This window comes from Nostoc sp. MS1 (genome assembly GCF_019976755.1).
Taxonomy (GTDB): Bacteria; Cyanobacteriota; Cyanobacteriia; order Cyanobacteriales; family Nostocaceae; genus Trichormus.
The window spans coordinates 6317634-6333889 of record NZ_AP023441.1 but is presented as its reverse complement, the minus strand read 5'-3'; the positions used below and the strand labels follow the sequence as shown (position 1 = coordinate 6333889).

The 16256-nt window shown below is 38.9% G+C and carries 18 protein-coding genes; 8 read left to right on the top strand and 10 right to left on the bottom strand.

Annotated elements, in window-relative coordinates:
* Nucleotides 1-114 precede the first annotated feature (114 nt).
* Nucleotides 115-861: an ABC transporter ATP-binding protein gene (locus NSMS1_RS27380; protein ID WP_224087794.1), complete on the bottom strand. Its 747-nt coding sequence runs from the start codon at nucleotides 859-861 to the stop codon at nucleotides 115-117.
* A gap of 134 nt (nucleotides 862-995) precedes the next feature.
* Here NSMS1_RS27380 and NSMS1_RS27375 point away from each other — a divergent pair, with 134 nt between their 5' ends.
* Complete coding sequence (locus NSMS1_RS27375) at nucleotides 996-1880, top strand: Rpn family recombination-promoting nuclease/putative transposase (RefSeq protein ID WP_224087793.1); 885 nt, start codon at nucleotides 996-998, stop codon at nucleotides 1878-1880.
* On the opposite strand, the gene NSMS1_RS27370 is transcribed toward NSMS1_RS27375, so the two are convergent.
* From NSMS1_RS27370 to NSMS1_RS27350, 5 genes are read right to left on the bottom strand one after another with little or no spacing between them, the layout of a single operon-like run.
* Nucleotides 1881-2660: an ABC transporter ATP-binding protein gene (locus NSMS1_RS27370; RefSeq protein ID WP_224087792.1), complete on the bottom strand. Its 780-nt coding sequence runs from the start codon at nucleotides 2658-2660 to the stop codon at nucleotides 1881-1883.
* Nucleotides 2657-3583: a branched-chain amino acid ABC transporter permease gene (locus NSMS1_RS27365; protein WP_224087791.1), complete on the bottom strand. Its 927-nt coding sequence runs from the start codon at nucleotides 3581-3583 to the stop codon at nucleotides 2657-2659. The genes NSMS1_RS27370 and NSMS1_RS27365 overlap by 4 nt, the downstream gene beginning before the upstream one ends.
* A gap of 20 nt (nucleotides 3584-3603) precedes the next feature.
* Nucleotides 3604-4206: a Uma2 family endonuclease gene (locus tag NSMS1_RS27360; protein WP_224087790.1), complete on the bottom strand. Its 603-nt coding sequence runs from the start codon at nucleotides 4204-4206 to the stop codon at nucleotides 3604-3606.
* Nucleotides 4207-4217: 11 nt separating this feature from the next.
* A complete protein-coding gene (locus NSMS1_RS27355) occupies nucleotides 4218-5162 on the bottom strand; it encodes a branched-chain amino acid ABC transporter permease (protein WP_224087788.1) in 945 nt (314 codons plus the stop codon).
* Nucleotides 5163-5207: 45 nt separating this feature from the next.
* Nucleotides 5208-6455, bottom strand: coding sequence for an ABC transporter substrate-binding protein (locus NSMS1_RS27350; protein ID WP_224087787.1), 1248 nt, complete (start codon nucleotides 6453-6455; stop codon nucleotides 5208-5210).
* A gap of 518 nt (nucleotides 6456-6973) precedes the next feature.
* Between NSMS1_RS27350 and NSMS1_RS27345 the strand changes: the two genes are divergently transcribed.
* Together NSMS1_RS27345 and NSMS1_RS27340 are read left to right on the top strand one after the other, a co-directional pair.
* The gene (locus NSMS1_RS27345) at nucleotides 6974-7582 is read left to right on the top strand and encodes an NIL domain-containing protein (RefSeq protein ID WP_224087786.1); all 609 of its coding nucleotides are present in this window, start codon (nucleotides 6974-6976) and stop codon (nucleotides 7580-7582) included.
* Nucleotides 7583-7611: 29 nt separating this feature from the next.
* On the top strand, nucleotides 7612-7950 hold the full coding sequence (locus NSMS1_RS27340; RefSeq protein WP_224087783.1) for an NIL domain-containing protein: 339 nt from the start codon (nucleotides 7612-7614) through the stop codon (nucleotides 7948-7950).
* Nucleotides 7951-7955: 5 nt separating this feature from the next.
* Here NSMS1_RS27340 and NSMS1_RS27335 read toward each other — a convergent pair whose 3' ends face one another.
* Together NSMS1_RS27335 and cysE are read right to left on the bottom strand one after the other, a co-directional pair.
* Nucleotides 7956-8546, bottom strand: coding sequence for a Crp/Fnr family transcriptional regulator (locus tag NSMS1_RS27335; RefSeq protein WP_224087781.1), 591 nt, complete (start codon nucleotides 8544-8546; stop codon nucleotides 7956-7958).
* A 174-nt stretch (nucleotides 8547-8720) separates the two neighbouring features.
* The gene (cysE, locus tag NSMS1_RS27330) at nucleotides 8721-9452 is read right to left on the bottom strand and encodes a serine O-acetyltransferase (protein WP_224087780.1); all 732 of its coding nucleotides are present in this window, start codon (nucleotides 9450-9452) and stop codon (nucleotides 8721-8723) included.
* A 252-nt stretch (nucleotides 9453-9704) separates the two neighbouring features.
* On the opposite strand from cysE, the gene NSMS1_RS27325 reads away from it, so the two are divergent.
* Nucleotides 9705-10205 carry an RrF2 family transcriptional regulator gene (locus NSMS1_RS27325; protein ID WP_224087778.1) on the top strand — a complete coding sequence of 167 codons (501 nt, stop codon included), beginning with the start codon at nucleotides 9705-9707 and terminating at the stop codon, nucleotides 10203-10205.
* Between the two features lie 545 nt (nucleotides 10206-10750).
* Nucleotides 10751-11587, top strand: coding sequence for a class I SAM-dependent methyltransferase (locus tag NSMS1_RS27320; protein WP_224087774.1), 837 nt, complete (start codon nucleotides 10751-10753; stop codon nucleotides 11585-11587).
* A 4-nt stretch (nucleotides 11588-11591) separates the two neighbouring features.
* On the opposite strand, the gene NSMS1_RS27315 is transcribed toward NSMS1_RS27320, so the two are convergent.
* Nucleotides 11592-12044 (bottom strand): GNAT family N-acetyltransferase, encoded by a 453-nt coding sequence (locus tag NSMS1_RS27315; protein WP_224087773.1) that lies wholly within the window; start codon nucleotides 12042-12044, stop codon nucleotides 11592-11594.
* 357 nt (nucleotides 12045-12401) lie between these two features.
* On the opposite strand from NSMS1_RS27315, the gene NSMS1_RS27310 reads away from it, so the two are divergent.
* Nucleotides 12402-12968 carry a TIGR02281 family clan AA aspartic protease gene (locus NSMS1_RS27310; RefSeq protein WP_224087772.1) on the top strand — a complete coding sequence of 189 codons (567 nt, stop codon included), beginning with the start codon at nucleotides 12402-12404 and terminating at the stop codon, nucleotides 12966-12968.
* An 89-nt stretch (nucleotides 12969-13057) separates the two neighbouring features.
* Here NSMS1_RS27310 and NSMS1_RS27305 read toward each other — a convergent pair whose 3' ends face one another.
* Nucleotides 13058-14560, bottom strand: a complete 1503-nt coding sequence (locus NSMS1_RS27305) for a sensor histidine kinase (protein WP_224087771.1) — start codon at nucleotides 14558-14560, stop codon at nucleotides 13058-13060.
* 803 nt (nucleotides 14561-15363) lie between these two features.
* On the opposite strand from NSMS1_RS27305, the gene NSMS1_RS27300 reads away from it, so the two are divergent.
* Together NSMS1_RS27300 and NSMS1_RS27295 are read left to right on the top strand one after the other, a co-directional pair.
* Nucleotides 15364-15789: a BON domain-containing protein gene (locus NSMS1_RS27300; protein ID WP_224087770.1), complete on the top strand. Its 426-nt coding sequence runs from the start codon at nucleotides 15364-15366 to the stop codon at nucleotides 15787-15789.
* Between the two features lie 135 nt (nucleotides 15790-15924).
* A complete protein-coding gene (locus NSMS1_RS27295; RefSeq protein WP_224087769.1) occupies nucleotides 15925-16221 on the top strand; it encodes a hypothetical protein in 297 nt (98 codons plus the stop codon).
* Nucleotides 16222-16256 lie beyond the last annotated feature (35 nt).

Genomic DNA, 16256 nt, shown 5'->3' with positions numbered 1-16256 from the left:
AAAAAACAACTGACAATTAACAAATAAAGTTTTGAATTTTCTCTGACCATTTTGCCATCATCCCCCTTGTGCCATAGAGGGGGATTTTATTTTTAAGTTAATTTACCAATACATTTAGCCTAAATAAGCTTTTTTCACGCGCTCATCATTAATTAAGTTAGAAGCTGCACCACTCAGGGTAATAGAACCAGCTTCTAAAACATATCCTCTATCTGCAATTTGGAGAGCTAAATTGGCATTTTGTTCAACTAGTAAAATAGTTACCCCAGTAGCGCGGAGATTTTGGATAATTGAGAATATTTCCCTCACAATTGCGGGTGCTAAACCCAAACTAGGCTCATCTAAGAGTAGCAGTTGTGGTCTACTCATTAAAGCACGAGCGATCGCCAACATTTGCTGTTCACCACCACTGAGAGTTCCTGCTAGTTGATTTTGCCTTTGTGCCAATCTAGGAAATAACTCAAACTGTCGTTTAATATCAGCTTTAATTTCTGCTTGATTCGAGCGAATATAAGCACCTAAAAGTAAATTATCTAAAACAGTTTGCCTTGCCAATACCCGCCGCCCTTCTGGACAATGGGCAATTCCAAGCTGCACCACCTCATGGGGTAGACGGCGAGTAACACTTCGCCCATTGTAAATAATCTGCCCACTTTTAGGATTAACTAACTTAGATATTGCCCTGAGTGTCGTACTTTTCCCTGCACCATTAGCACCGATTAAAGTAACAACCTCACCTCTTTTAATAGTTAAATTCATCTTCTTTAGAGCTTGAATACCACCATAATTAACATCAAGCTCCTGAACATCTAAAATTGTAAAATCCTGTCCATCTTCATATCGGCGTTCATCGGCGTGCATCGGCGGTTTCAATCCATAAATCTTAAATGTTCAAACAACAACTAACATACCTCAATCCCAAAGACTTATAGCAGGGAACAGCATACAGTCTTAAAAGTGTATTATTAATTACGGAAATTTGTATTAAATCTCTTGTGGCAAAAGCAGCAGATAGCGGTAGCAAACGACTGATCAGCCTAGCGCCTGATGAATGGGTGCAATGGGTAACTCAGCGCCCTGAAGTTACAGCAAAGGAAATTCTTGGTTCCGAGTTTCAATGGATAAGCCGAGAAACAGACGTTCTCGTCAAAGCCTACAGCCCCACCCTTGGGGATTTTCTCGTACTCAACGAATTGCAGTTGCGTTATACAATAGATATGCCGCTACGTATGAGAGCTTATGCAGCCTTAGCACAAGAACGGTATAAACTGCCAACTTACCCTGTACTTATCAACATTTTACCACCACCATCAACGGTAACTGTTGTCAATAGTTACGAACAGGAATTTTTAGGCTTGCGTGCAATTCAAGATTACCGGGTAATTAATTTGTGGGAAGTAGACGCGGAGATAGTATTTCAGCAACCCCTCCCTTCCTTACTTCCATTTGTCCCTATTTTGCGAGGAGGCGGTGAGACAGCAGTTGTCCAACGTGCATTACAACTACTACGAGCAGATCCGCAGTTAAACCAGTTAGAATCATTGCTGGCATTTTTTGCTAGCTTTGTGTTAGAGAGTCGTTTAGTACAGCAGATTATGAGGTGGGATATGGCAGTATTGCGAGAATCGCCTTGGTATCAAGAAATCCTTGCTGAAGGTGAGAAGATTGGTTTACACCAGGGAATACAGCAAGGAATACAGCAAGGAATCCAGCAGGGTATGCAACGGCAATTAATCAGGCTGTTACAAAGGCGCTTTGGAGAAATTCCCCAGGAATTAGTAGTAAGGCTTGAGGGTGAGAGTGTGGAGAAATTAGAAAGCCTAATGGATAATGCGATCGCCGTTAACTCATTAGACGAGTTCTTACAATCTTATAACTAATCACTCATTTCCTAAATAAGCTTCAATCACAGCCGGGTTATTCCGCACTTCAGACGGTTTACCCAAGGCGATTAATTGCCCAAAATCTAAAACTGCAATTCTGTCACACAAACCCATAACTAAGGGTACGTGATGCTCAATTAAGATGATCGTTAAATTGAAGCGATCGCGTAAATTACGAATAAAATCACTCAATTGTTTCTTTTCACTAGGATTCATCCCCGCCGCAGGTTCATCGAGTAGTAATATTTGCGGTTGTAAGGCTAATGCACGGGCAATTTCTAAGCGACGTTGATCACCATAGGCAAAATTTCGGGATTTTTCCTCAGCGCGATCGCTTAACCCCACCATATCTAACAATTCTAAAGCTTTCTGTCTACTCTGCGCTTCTTCTTGCGGTGCTGGTGGTAATCCTAAAACACCTGTCAACAAAGTACTTTTAGTATGTAAATGACGGGCAATTATCACATTTTCCAGTGCTGACAATTCCCCAAATAGGCGAATATTTTGGAATGTCCGCGCGATACCCAAACTAGCAATTTGATGAGGACGTAGTTGCGCGATCGCCTGACCTTGATATATTAATTCTCCACTAGAAGGTGGTATCAAAGCGGTAATTAAATTAAACAGTGTAGTTTTTCCCGCACCATTAGGCCCTATCAGCCCAAAAATTTCATGTTGATTAACGCTAAAAGATATATTATTCACCGCTACTAAACCACCAAAGCGGCGAGTGAGTGACTTTGCTTCTAAAATAACTTTACTTTTATCCAGGCTCATTTATTTTTAGATTTACCTAATTTAAAAACATCTGGAGTCACTAACCCTTGCGGGAAGAAAATAGTACCTATCACTATTAACAAGCCAAAAATAATTAACCTCCCATCTCGCAAGAATTGCGCCAACCATGTAGGAAAACCACCTGTATCAGCCAGTCCGCGTAAAATTTCCGGTAAAGCTGTAAATACCATACCACCAACAACAGAACCTAAGAAAGTTCTCGAACCACCAATTAACACGAAAGTTAAGTAGATAATACTAGCATCAAATGTTCCTTGTCTGGCATTCCAAGTATTAAGAAAGTGGGCGCTAATAACACCAACAATCCCAGCTAACATTGCCCCTAAAGTAAATGCTAAAACTTTGTAGTAAGTGGGGTTAATTCCCATCGCCCCTGCGGCTAATTCATCTTCACGGATGGCAGTTAATGCCCTACCGACTCGCACCCGTTCTAACCGATAAAATAGCACCATACTAATTAATAGTAAGGGTAGAGCAATCCATAAATATTCTAATGGTGTGGCAAAGGGTTGAGGAATACCAAAAATACCTACAGCACCGCCTGTAATGTCTAAATTGAGGGCTAAAACCCGCAAAACTTCCACAAAAGCGATAGTTGCGATCGCTAAATAAATCCCTCGCAACCGTAAAGCCGGAATCCCTACAATTATCCCCAGCAAACCGGAGACTATAGCAGCAATTAACATTTCCAATAATAGTAAATGAATAGGAAATAAATTACTGTTAGATGTAAAAACTTTAGTTGATAAAATTGCGGCAATATAACCACCTAAAGCGTAAAATCCTGGGCTTGCTAAAGACAATTGCCCAGCCATTAAGGGTAAGTAAAGCGATAGTCCAAGCAATGCCCCTAGTACCATAGAGACGATTAGAGAACCATAAGTAGAGAGAAATTCAGCCATTTTGAATTGCTTAGGAAATTTTAAGCTGTTAACACCTGTTCTGCTGTAAGCTTTAGTTCAGGAAAAGTTCTTGATATAATGCGCTCAGAACTTTTAAAAGATGTGCGTTCATATTTACCATTTGTATTTAGTAAATAGACAAATACAATTGGTTCTTTCGGTGTACCTAAATATTTTCTATCCCCAATTGCTAAATAATCCACAATCCAATACTCAGGAATACCTAATCTTTCGTATTCATCTAACTTGTCAATATAATCATCTTCCCAATTGGTTGATGTCACTTCTACCGCTAACTGAATCGGTTCTTCAAGTGCGGAATAAGCCGAACGATTAGCACGCCATACATCTTTATCTATTACACTCGCATCAGGTTTGCGTCCTTGTTCAATACCCTCAGCAGTTTTAGTTCTAAAAACTGCTGTATTGTTAACTATATAATTCAGATTTAGCCGCCTAATTTCATCATTAAAAGCAAACAAAATAAAATTAGCAACATCATCATGATTTCTGGTTGAACGCACTTCTACAATTTCCCCATTTACTAACTCATAAAATCCTTTCTCTGGGCATTTTTCAAGAAACTGATCAAAGGTTAGTTTTGGTTTTGTAATTGCTGTCATGGTTTTATAGTCTATACCTTCTGAATAAACCGACGACCTAGTAAACCTTGGGGTCTAACTAATAGCATGATAAATAAAATGCCAAAAGCTACAGCATCTTTATACCCAGAATAATCGGAAGGGACTAGCGCCTCGACTATACCGATGAGTAAACCCCCTAAGACTGCGCCGGGAATGCTACCCAAACCACCCAAAACAATTACTGCTAAACCCCGCAACCCGAAGCCGATACCAAAATAGGGGCCAGCAATACTCACACTAGAGGCGACTAATGTACCCGCCAAGCCAGCGAGGAAGCTGCTAATGAAGAAAGTTAAGACAATAAAGCGATCGCTATTAATACCCAATAAACTAGCAGTAGTGGCATCTTCTGCGATCGCCTGAATTGCCTTACCGTATTTAGTGCGGTTAATAAAAAAGGTGAGAATTGCTACAATTATCACGGACACAGTAAAAATCATCACCTGTACACTACGAATAGGGATGGGTTGTTCTTGTGTGCCGAAGTTAATTGCTGGGGGTAAATTACCAAAAGTATCGGCTGGGAATGTGTAACTTTCTGCGCCTACTAAATATTGGATTAGGTTCACAATAACTACTGCTACACCTAAGCTAGAAACCACAGTTAGCAAAGGGTCAGATCCTTTCTTTCGCAAAGGTTGAAAAGCCACCCTTTCCATTGCAACTCCCAGCAAACCTGCGAAACCACTACCCAGAATTAGAGCGATCGCAAATGGTAATTTAATCGGCAGACTAGCATTAGCTAACAAACCATTAAATCCAAAAGTACCACCCATGAGTGCATAAGTAAAATATGCACCTACAGTAAAAATTGCACCATGCGCTAAGTTAATAATTCCCAAAATGGAATAAACCAAGGTGTAACCTAACGCAAAAATCGCATAAACGCTGCCAATAGACAACCCATTCAATAATTGTTGTAGAAATAGCTCCATTTAATTAGTCATTAGTCCATAGTCATTAGTCAACTGTCAACAGTCCTACTTTAAAAATGTAAACTTACCCTGACTACCATCTTTTTCCATTTTAATTTGAGCTACATAAAAGTTTTGTTGGACAATTTCACCTACAGGTGTGAAACTAATTTCTCCTAGAGGTGTACTGTATTTACCTGTTAGTAACTGTTGGTTCAATTGAGTTCGTAACTCTGGTAACTGTACTTTATTAACTTTGTTTTTGTTGTCTAAAGCTTTGAGTGCTTCTACATAAACTTGTACGGCGGCGAAAGCTTGAGCGCTAAATTGAGGGGGTTCTTTCTTATACTGTTCAACGTAGGCTTGGCGGAAAGCGGTATTTACCTCATTTGTATATTCTGGGCTGTAAGCTTGCGCGATTAACACACCATCACAAAGCGCTTTACAAACAGCAAAGACATTTGATGTATTTAGCCCGTTCCCACCAATTATTATACCTTTGTAACCCAGTTCTCGTAACTGTCTGACTAGGTTTCCTCCATCGGCTGCTAACCCAGAAATAATTACTAAATCAGGTTTTAAATTAATCGCGTTAGTAGCTTGAGATTGAAAATCAGTATCAGTAGTTTGAAACTTTTGTACTGTTACTAATTCTAATCCTTGATCCTTAACTGTTTTTTGAAATGTTTCTGTTTCCGATTTACTAAAAGCATCATTTTGGGCAAAGAAAACAGCAACTCTTTTGATGTTAGGATTTTGCTTAAGAGCAGCTTTGACTGCATTTGGTGCAACGATAGAAACGGGTGCAGAAACACGCGCTATGTAATCACCGATTTCTGGGATACCTTTTGCTGTATTGGAAGGCCCCACTACTGGTATTTTAGCCCTTTCAGCAATGGGATCTGCGCTAAAGGCTTGCTGAGATAAAGTAGGCCCTACAATACCTACAACCTTGTCTTTATTTATCAGAGTTTGAAAGGCGTTAATTGTTCCAGCTTCATCACCAGCCGTATCTTGAAAAATTAACTTAATTGGCGTACCATTAACTCCACCTTTATCGTTAAAATACTTTTCAGCAATTTTAGCTCCTGCTACTTGTTCTTGTCCTAATAAGGCTACATTGCTAGTTTGCGCTACAGCAACACCAATAGGTATAGAATTTGTATCGCTCGTTGTGGCGACGTTTGTAGTATTTGTGTTAGTTTGAGGGTTATTTGTCGGATTTGTTGTTGTGCTAGTTCCACCGCCACAAGCTGTCAGTAGTAAAGTGCAACTAGATAATAATGCTGTGGTATACGCAAAAGTTTTTTTCATTTGTGTGTAGTTATAGATTAATTTCTAAGAGTTTTATTAAATCATTTTTTGTCATTAAAAAACAGCCATACAGAACTTATATTTAATTTTTGTATAGACTCTATAGTCCTCTAATTCCCTTGTTGCCTAATGTCTATTGCTTGTTTACACACACAATTTCCCTTATTAAATGGGATGCTTATGTATAAACTGCTATTAACAATACAAGATAAGCATATCTTTTTGCTATGCTTATCACTTTACTCCCTCAATCTATGGGTGTATGTATAATATTTGCAATATATTTATTATTTACGTAGATTTACGTGTTGTTTTTTTGCATTTTTTATGGCAATCTCCTTTACATAGGTCTTAAATACATTAATTCGATAGATAAACCGTATTTAATGTAAAAAGGAGACTCCTGATGATATGTCAATCAATTTGGGCTAAACAGTTGCATCCAATGAGGTTGGCTAAAGTTAGGATGCTGACCATAGCTGGATTTGTAAATTACCAACTTTGTTTAATTTAAAGCTATGTCCTCTAGACAGTCGGTCAAACCTGCGCCAGTCCATAGCCGCATTCTTGTACCACAGTTGTATCATAGACAACCTGTGATTTCGCGTTTAGTTTCGCGTTATGGGTTAACTGTGAACATCAAGGCTGCATCTTTAGTATCGGGAACTGAAAGCGAAGGCTGGTTTGATTTGGATCTTCTGGGAGAACCCCAACAGGTAACTAATGGCTTATCGTACTTGCAAGGATTAGGGGTGAATGTAGTGCAAGTTGCGATCGCCAACCATATCCAATTAAACCAAATTCCTTACCCCTTCCTCAACCCTAATGATGAACACAAGCCAGTAGAATCTAGTCAATGGCAAGAAAAATTTCCTCAACAGATTTCTCAGGAAGAAACCAATCGACTACGCCTGCAACTGTGCATTTTAAAAAACTATTACGAAAAACCTATTATTTCTCAGTTAGTTTCCCGTTATCAAATCACGGTAAATATTATCAGTGCTAGACTACAACCAAATCAAAAAAATGATGGCTGGTTTGACTTAGAACTGTGGGGAAAAATCCAACAACTCCACTCCAGCTTGACCTATTTAGAAAAACTCGGTTTCCCAATTTGGCTGAATTAATTTTTGAATGTTTGAATTTTAATTAAAAAATGGCTGTATTAAATCAATTTTCACACAAATTTCCCCCAAGATTATCTGTCGTACCTTCGATACACGAAAAAAAACAAATCACCCAAACTCGTGTGCGAATATATATTCCCAAAACCTACCTCAAAGAACCTGTGATTTCTCAACTCATCTCGATGTATGGCTTAGTTGTTAACATTACTCAAGCCTTGTTAGGAGACAATACAGGTGGAGAAGGAAATTTTGACCTTACCCTCCAAGGCACAATCAAACAAATATCTAGTGGGCTTGCGTACCTAGAAGCCCTAAATATTAAGATTGAGGGTAAGGCGAATGTAGAAGGCGATAGTTGGCATTACTAAACTACTTAAATCTCATAGTACCAAATGTCCTCTTCTTTCAGGACTATACGATGGAGCGAGAGTCTATCAATTAAACCCTCTTGCTCAAATTGTCCCAGGATACGAGTAATTGTTACCCTGGTGGAACCTAACATTTCCGCCAAGTCTTCGTGAGTTAGACGCATATCTATTAAGCGCCCTTTCTCTACTTCTGCACCAAATCTTTTAGATAACCATGCTAATAGTTTGATTAGCATGGTATCTACTTTTTTGTAGCTACGAATAACCATTAATTCTTCTGCTTGTTGAATATGCGCCAGCAGAGTCTCCGTGGAATTATGCCATTCGTTGATGGGTAAAATTGTCGCTTCTACTTTTGTGAGGCACTCCATCTGATATGGTTCTAATTTTGACAAACTTCGGCCAACAATAGCTCCAGCCCCCCACAGTCCTAAAGCAACAGTTGTCCCATTTTCTAAATAAGTGTAAGTCCTGACAAAACCACTTTCAATTTTCCATAAACTGTTGTGCTGCTCTGGCAAGAAAGTCCGCCGTGTAAAATACTGTTTAGTATTTTTACTGTGAGAAGTAGCGATGCCTGAGTATAAAGTTACCATTATATTTAATACTGCTTCCCGATAAACTAACCGTAGTATATTTATATCAGGTTCTCAGAACTTGTGGTTATGGTAGTTAACAATTATTGGAGATGGGGGGATGGGGGAGATGAGGGAGATGAGGGAGAATAATTATGGACTAATGACTATGGACTAATAACTAATGACCAATAACTATATTCCCGCACCATCTAGAAACTCTTCAATCACAGCATCAGAGTTATTACCATTCTCGCTATGAATTAGTTCTTCACCCTCTGAAGAAGATAAGACATCATAGGACGGGTTTCCTAAGTGTTCTAGTTGTTTTTCCAAAGCTTTCACCCGCTCAAACAAAGCGCGGATGACTTCTGCTTCTACATCGCGTACCTTACCATGAGCTAGAGCATCTGTAGTTGAGTTGTTCTCACGAATTACCCGTCCAGGTATCCCTACTACAGTAGTATCACTAGGGACATCTCGTAACACTACTGAACCTGCACCAATACGCACGCGATCGCCAATCGTAATATTTCCTAATACCTTAGCACCAGCCCCGACAATCACATGACTACCCACAGTGGGATGGCGCTTACCAGTTTCCTTACCAGTACCACCCAAGGTCACACCTTGATAAATTAAAGCATAATCGCCCACAATCGCCGTTTCACCAATAACTACCCCCATTCCGTGGTCGATAAACACCCCTCTACCAATGACTGCTCCTGGATGAATTTCAATTCCCGTCAAAAAACGACTGATATGAGAAAGCAGTCTGGGTATAAATGGCAGATTATTCTTATATAGCCAGTGCGCCAAACGATGGAACAATAAAGCTTGCAACCCAGGATAGCAGAACAAAATTTCCAACCAGTTACGCGCTGCTGGGTCACGTTCATAAATAGTTCGTAAATCAGTTAGTAGCATATTGTGTCATTGGTCAGTTGACAGTTGACAGTTTGTTTTTTCTCCCCTGCGCCCCTGCTTCCTCATCTTCCCCATCTCTCCCCACTCCCTCATCTTCCTCTTCCCTCTTCCCCAAATATTTTGTAAAAAAATAAAGCAAATTTAGGGAATTTTGTAGGATAATCTACGGTAAGTCGATAGACTTGTGAACTTTATATTGATAACTGGGATGCTAACACATTCCAGCAGTAAAAAAAATAAACTTCGCATAAAATGGCGTTAAATCAATCGTTAAACCGTAGTATACAGAGTACAAACTTGAATAGCCAAAACTACGCTCTTTTGGATCTATCATCCAAAGTGGAATATGCGCTGCTCGCACTCTTGGAACTAGCAAGCCACCACGGTAAAAAAGTTCCTCTAACTATGAGTGAAATTACTGCCAAACAGCCCATACCAGAGCGCTATTTAGAACAAATTTTGACCAACCTGCGGCGTGCAGGTGTGGTGCAGAGTCAACGTGGCTCTAAAGGAGGCTTTGTGTTAGTTCGTGAACCTTGGCAAATCACCTTACTAGAAATTGTCACTTTAGTAGAAGGTGAGCGCAAGGAAAAAGAAACTTCTTCCCCTCCGACTCTTGAACGAAGTCTAGTTCTTGAAATATGGGATCAAGCCAACGCTGCTTCTATAGAGGTTCTCAGAAGTTATACACTTCAAGACTTGTGCCAAGAAAGAGAAGTACGCGCCCAGCAGAGTCCCATGTATTATATTTAACTCAAGCTGCTAGTTATTTGGCTAGAGTTTCTACTGTTAACTGGTGATTGGTAATTTTTAAGTGAGAAGAAATTTTTACTTACTACCTATTACCAGCCCTTTAATTTATAACTAGCAACTTACATTATTTAGGCAAAAAGATTCCCTAAGCTGTCGATAAAGGAGTTCTGATTGATGTAAAGGATGAACCCTTTTATTTTCATCACAGACATGATGTTTACTAACAGCTACTATTTCATTCTAACCACAAACAGCAAGATTATTTAATTAAACTTAGCTTTAATTAACATAACACGATTTCTTCCGCTCTACTTATGACAAAATCTGTAGAGTGAGTATTGCCCACAGATGGTTTTGGTAGATAGTATCTAAAACTATTCGGTCTTTGGGCGGAGTTCTAGTTAATCATGAAGGAAAAAGAGAAATTGAGTGCAAATTCTAGCTCAATACTGCAAGATAAAACCATACACCACAAATAGATTCTTACGTATTACATGTAGCTTTTTGTGGTGTAATAAGTAGTGGCACTAGCTTTTAAACAGATCATGAAAGATTTAGAACAAAGAAAAAGCTGGTATAGCGAAGTAGCAACTAAATACACTTCGCAGCAAAGAAAGAATTGGTATAACGATGTAGCTGATGCTTACGACAAGACTAGACCGCGCTATCCTCAACAACTTATTAGCCGTGCTGTAGAGTTAGCGCAATTGTCAACAGATGCGACGATTTTAGAGGTAGGATGCGGCCCTGGTACGGCGACTACCGCCTTTGCAGAATTAGGCTTTTCGATGGTTTGTTTAGAACCAAGTCAAAAAAGTAGTCAATTAGCACAACACAACTGTCAACCTTATCCAAAGGTAAAAATTATCAATACCTCATTTGAAGAATGGCCGCTAGAACCTGAGAAATTTGACGCTGTTTTAGCCGCTACTTCATTTCATTGGGTTTCCCCAGAGGTTGGCTACTCCAAAGCTGCTGATGCTTTAAAAGATAATCGCCATTTGATTTTGCTGTGGAATATGACACCCCAGCCAGAGTATGAGGTTTACCAAGCACTACATGAAGTCTATCAAACTCAAGCTCCGGCTTTGGGAAGGTATGAAGAGAGAGAAACTCAAGAAAAACAACTCAAAAGGTTTGGACAAGCAGTTATTGATTCAGGTCGTTTTCAATATTTAGTGTCTGAACAGTTACCTTGTGAAGTCACATATACCATTAATGATTATTTAACGCTATTAAGCACTTTATCGCCTTACATAGCATTAGATTCACAGCAGAAAAATTCTCTGTTTACTGGTTTGCAGGAAATATTAGAAAAACAATGCGGTAGCACTATTCAAGTCTCATATTTATCAGCGTTTCACATTGCTAAAAAAATATAATTTCTCACTCTGCTCTGTTATGTTGATAAATATTAGGGTTCCATTTTTCCATAAAACGAGCAGGATTATTAAGTTCAGTAAATCCAAATTGACGGTAAAACTCATGAGCATCTTTTGTAGCTAATAACCACCGACGTAACCCTTGTAATTCTGGATGGGAAACAATAGTTTCTATTAGCCACTTACCTAAACCTTGCCTACGATAAGGAGCTAAAACAAACACATCGGCAATATAGGCAAAGGTCGCATAATCTGTGATGACACGAGCCAAGCCAATCTGCTCATTTTCCTTATATAGTCCAAATATAAGGGAATTTTTTAGCGATCGCTGTAAAACTTCTAAAGGCAAATCTTTAGCCCAATATGAACTAGCTAAGAACTGATGCACAACACCCACATCTAGCTGATTGACATCTGTACTGATGTGGTAATCGTCTCGTTGCCACTTGTAAGACATGTTCTATTGATCATAAATTACCTTCTTGATATTAGTAGAACCGACTCTGTGATAGCAAAAATCAATGTTTGAGCAGGTAATTTAAGTGAAACTCGTAGTTTTACTAGGTCTTTATCTAATCTTTAATTTATAAGTCAGTAAATATATGTAACATATATAAATATATTACTGTGAAATATTGATAAACCATTAATTATTATACGGAGATAGCATTAATAATCTTGTAAGCAAGAATAAATCTTGTTGAAAGAGACTAATTAGATAATCACTGACAGAAATTTATTCTAGATAGGTTTCTATCTATATGATGAAAACTTGTTATTAAATTATTTTATAAAATCGGAGAACAATATAATTATGAAAAGCGCTTGGAAGCGCGGCATTAAAAATATTAACTTAGCTGTAATATTTGTCATGCCAGCGCTGTTTTTTTTAGCATTTGCTCATACTGTAAATGCACAAGACCCAGGCGAATGTTTTATGATTAATAGCTCAGGGAAAACTATTTCCTTGAGAAATATATGTGGTGGTAAAAAGGCAATCCAAAATAGTGAAGAGAGAGTTTTTCGTGTCCCTATTAAGCGCAGGTTGGGCAGAACTCCTGTAATTGATGTCACTTTCAACAACAAAAAAACCTTTGAAATGATTGTGGATACAGGTGCGAACAATAGCCTCATCCCCTTGAAATTAGCGATCGCCCTCCAACTCCAACCCACTGGAATCATGCAGGCACAAATTGCCGATGGAACACAAGTAGAGTTTTCCACCAGTAAAGTAACATCAATGGCAGCCGGTGGAGCTATAGCCAAAAATATCGAAGTAGCGATCGCACCAAAAGCCGAGTTCGGTTTACTAGGCCATGACTTCTTTCGTAACTACGACATCAAGATTTTAGAAACCGAAGTGGAGTTTCATCAGAGATAGTCATTAGTCATTAGTCCATAGTCAACAGTCAAAAAGCAAAACTCCTTAATTTTGAATTTTGAATTTTGAATTGATTACTCCCTACTCCCTCATTTAGTTAGGGTTAAGTCCTTTTTGTTACTTACTTCCAGGGGTAGGAAGATAGTGAGAACTTCACCGTATTGGGGACGTTGGCGGACAATTAACTTACCGCCGATCGCTTGGAATAGATGCTTGGTTGCGGCAATGTTCAAGCTGATTGTTCCTGTTTCTGGTTGGAACATGAGTAACTGTCCCAAGGCTTTGCGAATTGGTGGTGTGGCTGGTGCAGTCGTTTTATTTGTCTCTGGACAGAGAGTTTGGGGAGATAACTGTAGCTTGAGTTGATCCCCGGCGGGAATTACCTGTACTTGGATATGGCTTCCGGCTGGTAAACTGCGGGTGAAATTCTCCATCAAGCCAGTAAGTACCCGATCCAGCATATTAGGGTTGCTTACCACAGTCGGTAATTGTTGGGGTAATACCACATCTAAAGTCAAGTTACGTCGTTCTGCGGCTTGCTGCCATCGGGGTATACTCTGTTGTAATACTTGGTCTAAAGCCATCGCTGTTAGATGAGTATGCCCAGATTTCCCAGAGTTAGAAGTTTCTAGTTCTGCTGCTTTAAATAACAACTCCATGCGATCAATCTGCTCAGTACACTCATGATCGATAATTTCTAAGCGATGGATTACATTCGCAGGTAAATCACGCCGCTTCAGTAACAGGCGAGTCATGGTGCGAATAGTAGTTAAAGGTGTACGCACTTCATGAGCAAAAGCTTGTAACAGTTCTACATCTGGCTTAATTGATGAGGAATTAGGTATTTGATATTGGGGGTTAGGTAGAGGACATTGAGGATAGAGTATTTCTTCTGCTCTGCATTCTTGTGCTTCTACTCCCCTGTTTCTTCCTAATCCCCAGTTGTTAGCCTCTTCTTCCGGTAATTCTTGAAGTAAAAATTGGCTAAACTGAATTACTGTACGGTAATCTGGTGCAATAAATGGATATTTTTGTACTAAAGCATCCAACTCGGCGTAAGAGTCAGGATTAGTTAGCATTACCCTTGCGCCGAGCGATCGCCACGCTTGTTGAACTATCTCTGGCTCAAAGGAAAATGAAAAAGTTTTTGTGCCATCTTTATGTGTAGCAAGAACTAAAACTAATCTAAATTTATCTGTAAATACTAAACAAAATTGCTCAGATGCCAAAGGATCAGCAGGTAATAAAGGCAGTACCGATTCACAAAGTGTAGTTTCTGGTTCTGTGAAGGCGATCGCGCCTGGCATTTGAAATGGCATCAAAGCCAAAGGATTAAAAGGCTTGGCTGTAAAAGTAATCGTCTGTAAGCTCCCAGCCAAGATAGGTTGACTGAATAGGGGTGCGGGAGCAGCTAACACCAATCCTGGAAGCGCCTCAGAATCAACAGCAGCTAAAGTGTTAATAAGCAGATTTTCTGTTGCAGCTAGACTCATCCGCCACTGTTGCTCTGCTTTGGTTGGAGAGCATTCAGTCACTATTGCTTGACTTTCAGCTAAAACTTCACTCAGACTTGGCAAGATCCATTGGTACACAAAACTTCACCCCTTAATTAGAGAGCGACTAGCAGCTTGGGAAAAACAAAATTTCTCTACTACCTATGAGGTTATAGTCATTTATGCCCTAATAACAGTCGTATAACCGAACAAGATAGGCGCAATTTCCCCTTCCATCTTTTTCACACTAAACTCCTGAAGTTTAAAGTTTTTGTAAACTGCTGGTAGGGAATAAATAAAGAATCTGCCATGAAACACTGAATTAAATCATCTGTATCTACGTGTATTCTCTTGATTTCTACGTATTTTACTACAAGTATAATAGTTATTTCCAATTATCGAATAGAGCCTGTTAAATGCTGAGTGTTAACAGTGAATACTAAGAACAATCTACAACTTAACTTAAGAAAGAATGGCACTATAAGTTGTAGATTATTTTTAAATAATAACCTTTTTCACAGATAGATATAGATAGTTTTTATACAAAAACCAAAGTCTTTTTAAATACTACATACTTTACATCTTATTTATTTAAAAAATATACAGATACTTTTAATAAGTATTAATTTTAAATCAGTACCCATACAATAAAATTCGCTCATATCGAACTGCTGTTGACTGCCAAATATTGATCATTGCTAATTATTATTTAAATCAACTTACGAATTTTGAGAAAAATTTGCGGATTTGAGTCTTCACAAGTAGTCTAAGTTGTTAGCCATAGATGTCTTTTGTCTGCATCAACCATCGGTGCTTTGCAACTTTAATGTTAATTTAACATTTGCTCCTCACCTAACACAAAGGTCAATTTATCGCCTCAAGTATTTCATTTGGAGACGAACATGAAAAAATTATTTTCCCTATTAGTAGCTGGCTTTTTGGTAGTTGGTAGTTTTGGCTGTCAAGAAGCTCCTAGCAGCACCAATGGAAGTACTCCAGCACCTGTAAAAGAAGCTTCTGAGGGTGGAACTACAGCCAAAGAAACCACCACACCAGTACTAGGTAAAAAAGCTAAATCTAAAATAGAAACAAATAAAACCGCAGCTACAAAAACTGATGAAGACTTGAAAACCGCAGTGAGTAAGAAATTACAAGTAGGTATTCCAGGTAATAAATTTGTAGTGGAAAATGAACGGGGAGAAATTACACTCAAAGGTGTAGCTAAATCTCAGCAAGAAATCAAGAAAGCTGAAAAACTTGTCAAAGATGTAAAAGGTGTCAAGAGTGTAAAATCAGAAGCTAAAATTGAACCTGCTAACAGGTCTTAAGTGCTGAAGATAGAGTGAGTGCGATTAGCTACGCCGGGAAGTTACACTATTGCTTACAGTTAGGTAATACCTAATCGCACTATTGAATTAGTAACAGTAGTACAACAGGACTTAATATATAAGTCCTGTTTTTCGTTGAGTAAGAGTAAAAATGCTCGGTTAAGCTCATATGGACAACTGTTTGACCTCAACACCCTGATTGCAACAGATTTAGGCGTAACTTTAAACTACGCCAGTGGAATTAACAATCATGGACAAATTATCGTGGGAACTTATTCCAATACTCAAGCCTCTCCACGGCGTGCATTTCTGTTAACACCTATAGTTTCTGTTACTACCCCTGAACCATCTTTTGTTGTAGGTCTTTTAGCCTTTTTTGCTTTTACTGGTTGTTTAACTAGCAAGCGAGTTAAAAAATCATTCAACCTCTGACCTTAAGAAGCCGTTAGTAACAAGAGCCATCTTCA

Excerpts from the sequence above, each read along its gene's own strand:
- NSMS1_RS27380 (WP_224087794.1), bottom strand. The coding sequence starts at position 861 with ATGCACGCCGATGAACGCCGATATGAAGATGGACAGGATTTTACAATT.
- NSMS1_RS27370 (WP_224087792.1), bottom strand. The coding sequence starts at position 2,660 with ATGAGCCTGGATAAAAGTAAAGTTATTTTAGAAGCAAAGTCACTCACT.
- NSMS1_RS27365 (WP_224087791.1), bottom strand. The coding sequence starts at position 3,583 with ATGGCTGAATTTCTCTCTACTTATGGTTCTCTAATCGTCTCTATGGTA.
- NSMS1_RS27360 (WP_224087790.1), bottom strand. The coding sequence starts at position 4,206 with ATGACAGCAATTACAAAACCAAAACTAACCTTTGATCAGTTTCTTGAA.
- NSMS1_RS27355 (WP_224087788.1), bottom strand. The coding sequence starts at position 5,162 with ATGGAGCTATTTCTACAACAATTATTGAATGGGTTGTCTATTGGCAGC.
- NSMS1_RS27350 (WP_224087787.1), bottom strand. The coding sequence starts at position 6,455 with ATGAAAAAAACTTTTGCGTATACCACAGCATTATTATCTAGTTGCACT.
- NSMS1_RS27345 (WP_224087786.1), top strand. The coding sequence starts at position 6,974 with ATGTCCTCTAGACAGTCGGTCAAACCTGCGCCAGTCCATAGCCGCATT.
- NSMS1_RS27340 (WP_224087783.1), top strand. The coding sequence starts at position 7,612 with ATGGCTGTATTAAATCAATTTTCACACAAATTTCCCCCAAGATTATCT.
- NSMS1_RS27335 (WP_224087781.1), bottom strand. The coding sequence starts at position 8,546 with ATGGTAACTTTATACTCAGGCATCGCTACTTCTCACAGTAAAAATACT.
- cysE (WP_224087780.1), bottom strand. The coding sequence starts at position 9,452 with ATGCTACTAACTGATTTACGAACTATTTATGAACGTGACCCAGCAGCG.
- NSMS1_RS27325 (WP_224087778.1), top strand. The coding sequence starts at position 9,705 with ATGGCGTTAAATCAATCGTTAAACCGTAGTATACAGAGTACAAACTTG.
- NSMS1_RS27320 (WP_224087774.1), top strand. The coding sequence starts at position 10,751 with ATGAAAGATTTAGAACAAAGAAAAAGCTGGTATAGCGAAGTAGCAACT.
- NSMS1_RS27315 (WP_224087773.1), bottom strand. The coding sequence starts at position 12,044 with ATGTCTTACAAGTGGCAACGAGACGATTACCACATCAGTACAGATGTC.
- NSMS1_RS27310 (WP_224087772.1), top strand. The coding sequence starts at position 12,402 with ATGAAAAGCGCTTGGAAGCGCGGCATTAAAAATATTAACTTAGCTGTA.
- NSMS1_RS27300 (WP_224087770.1), top strand. The coding sequence starts at position 15,364 with ATGAAAAAATTATTTTCCCTATTAGTAGCTGGCTTTTTGGTAGTTGGT.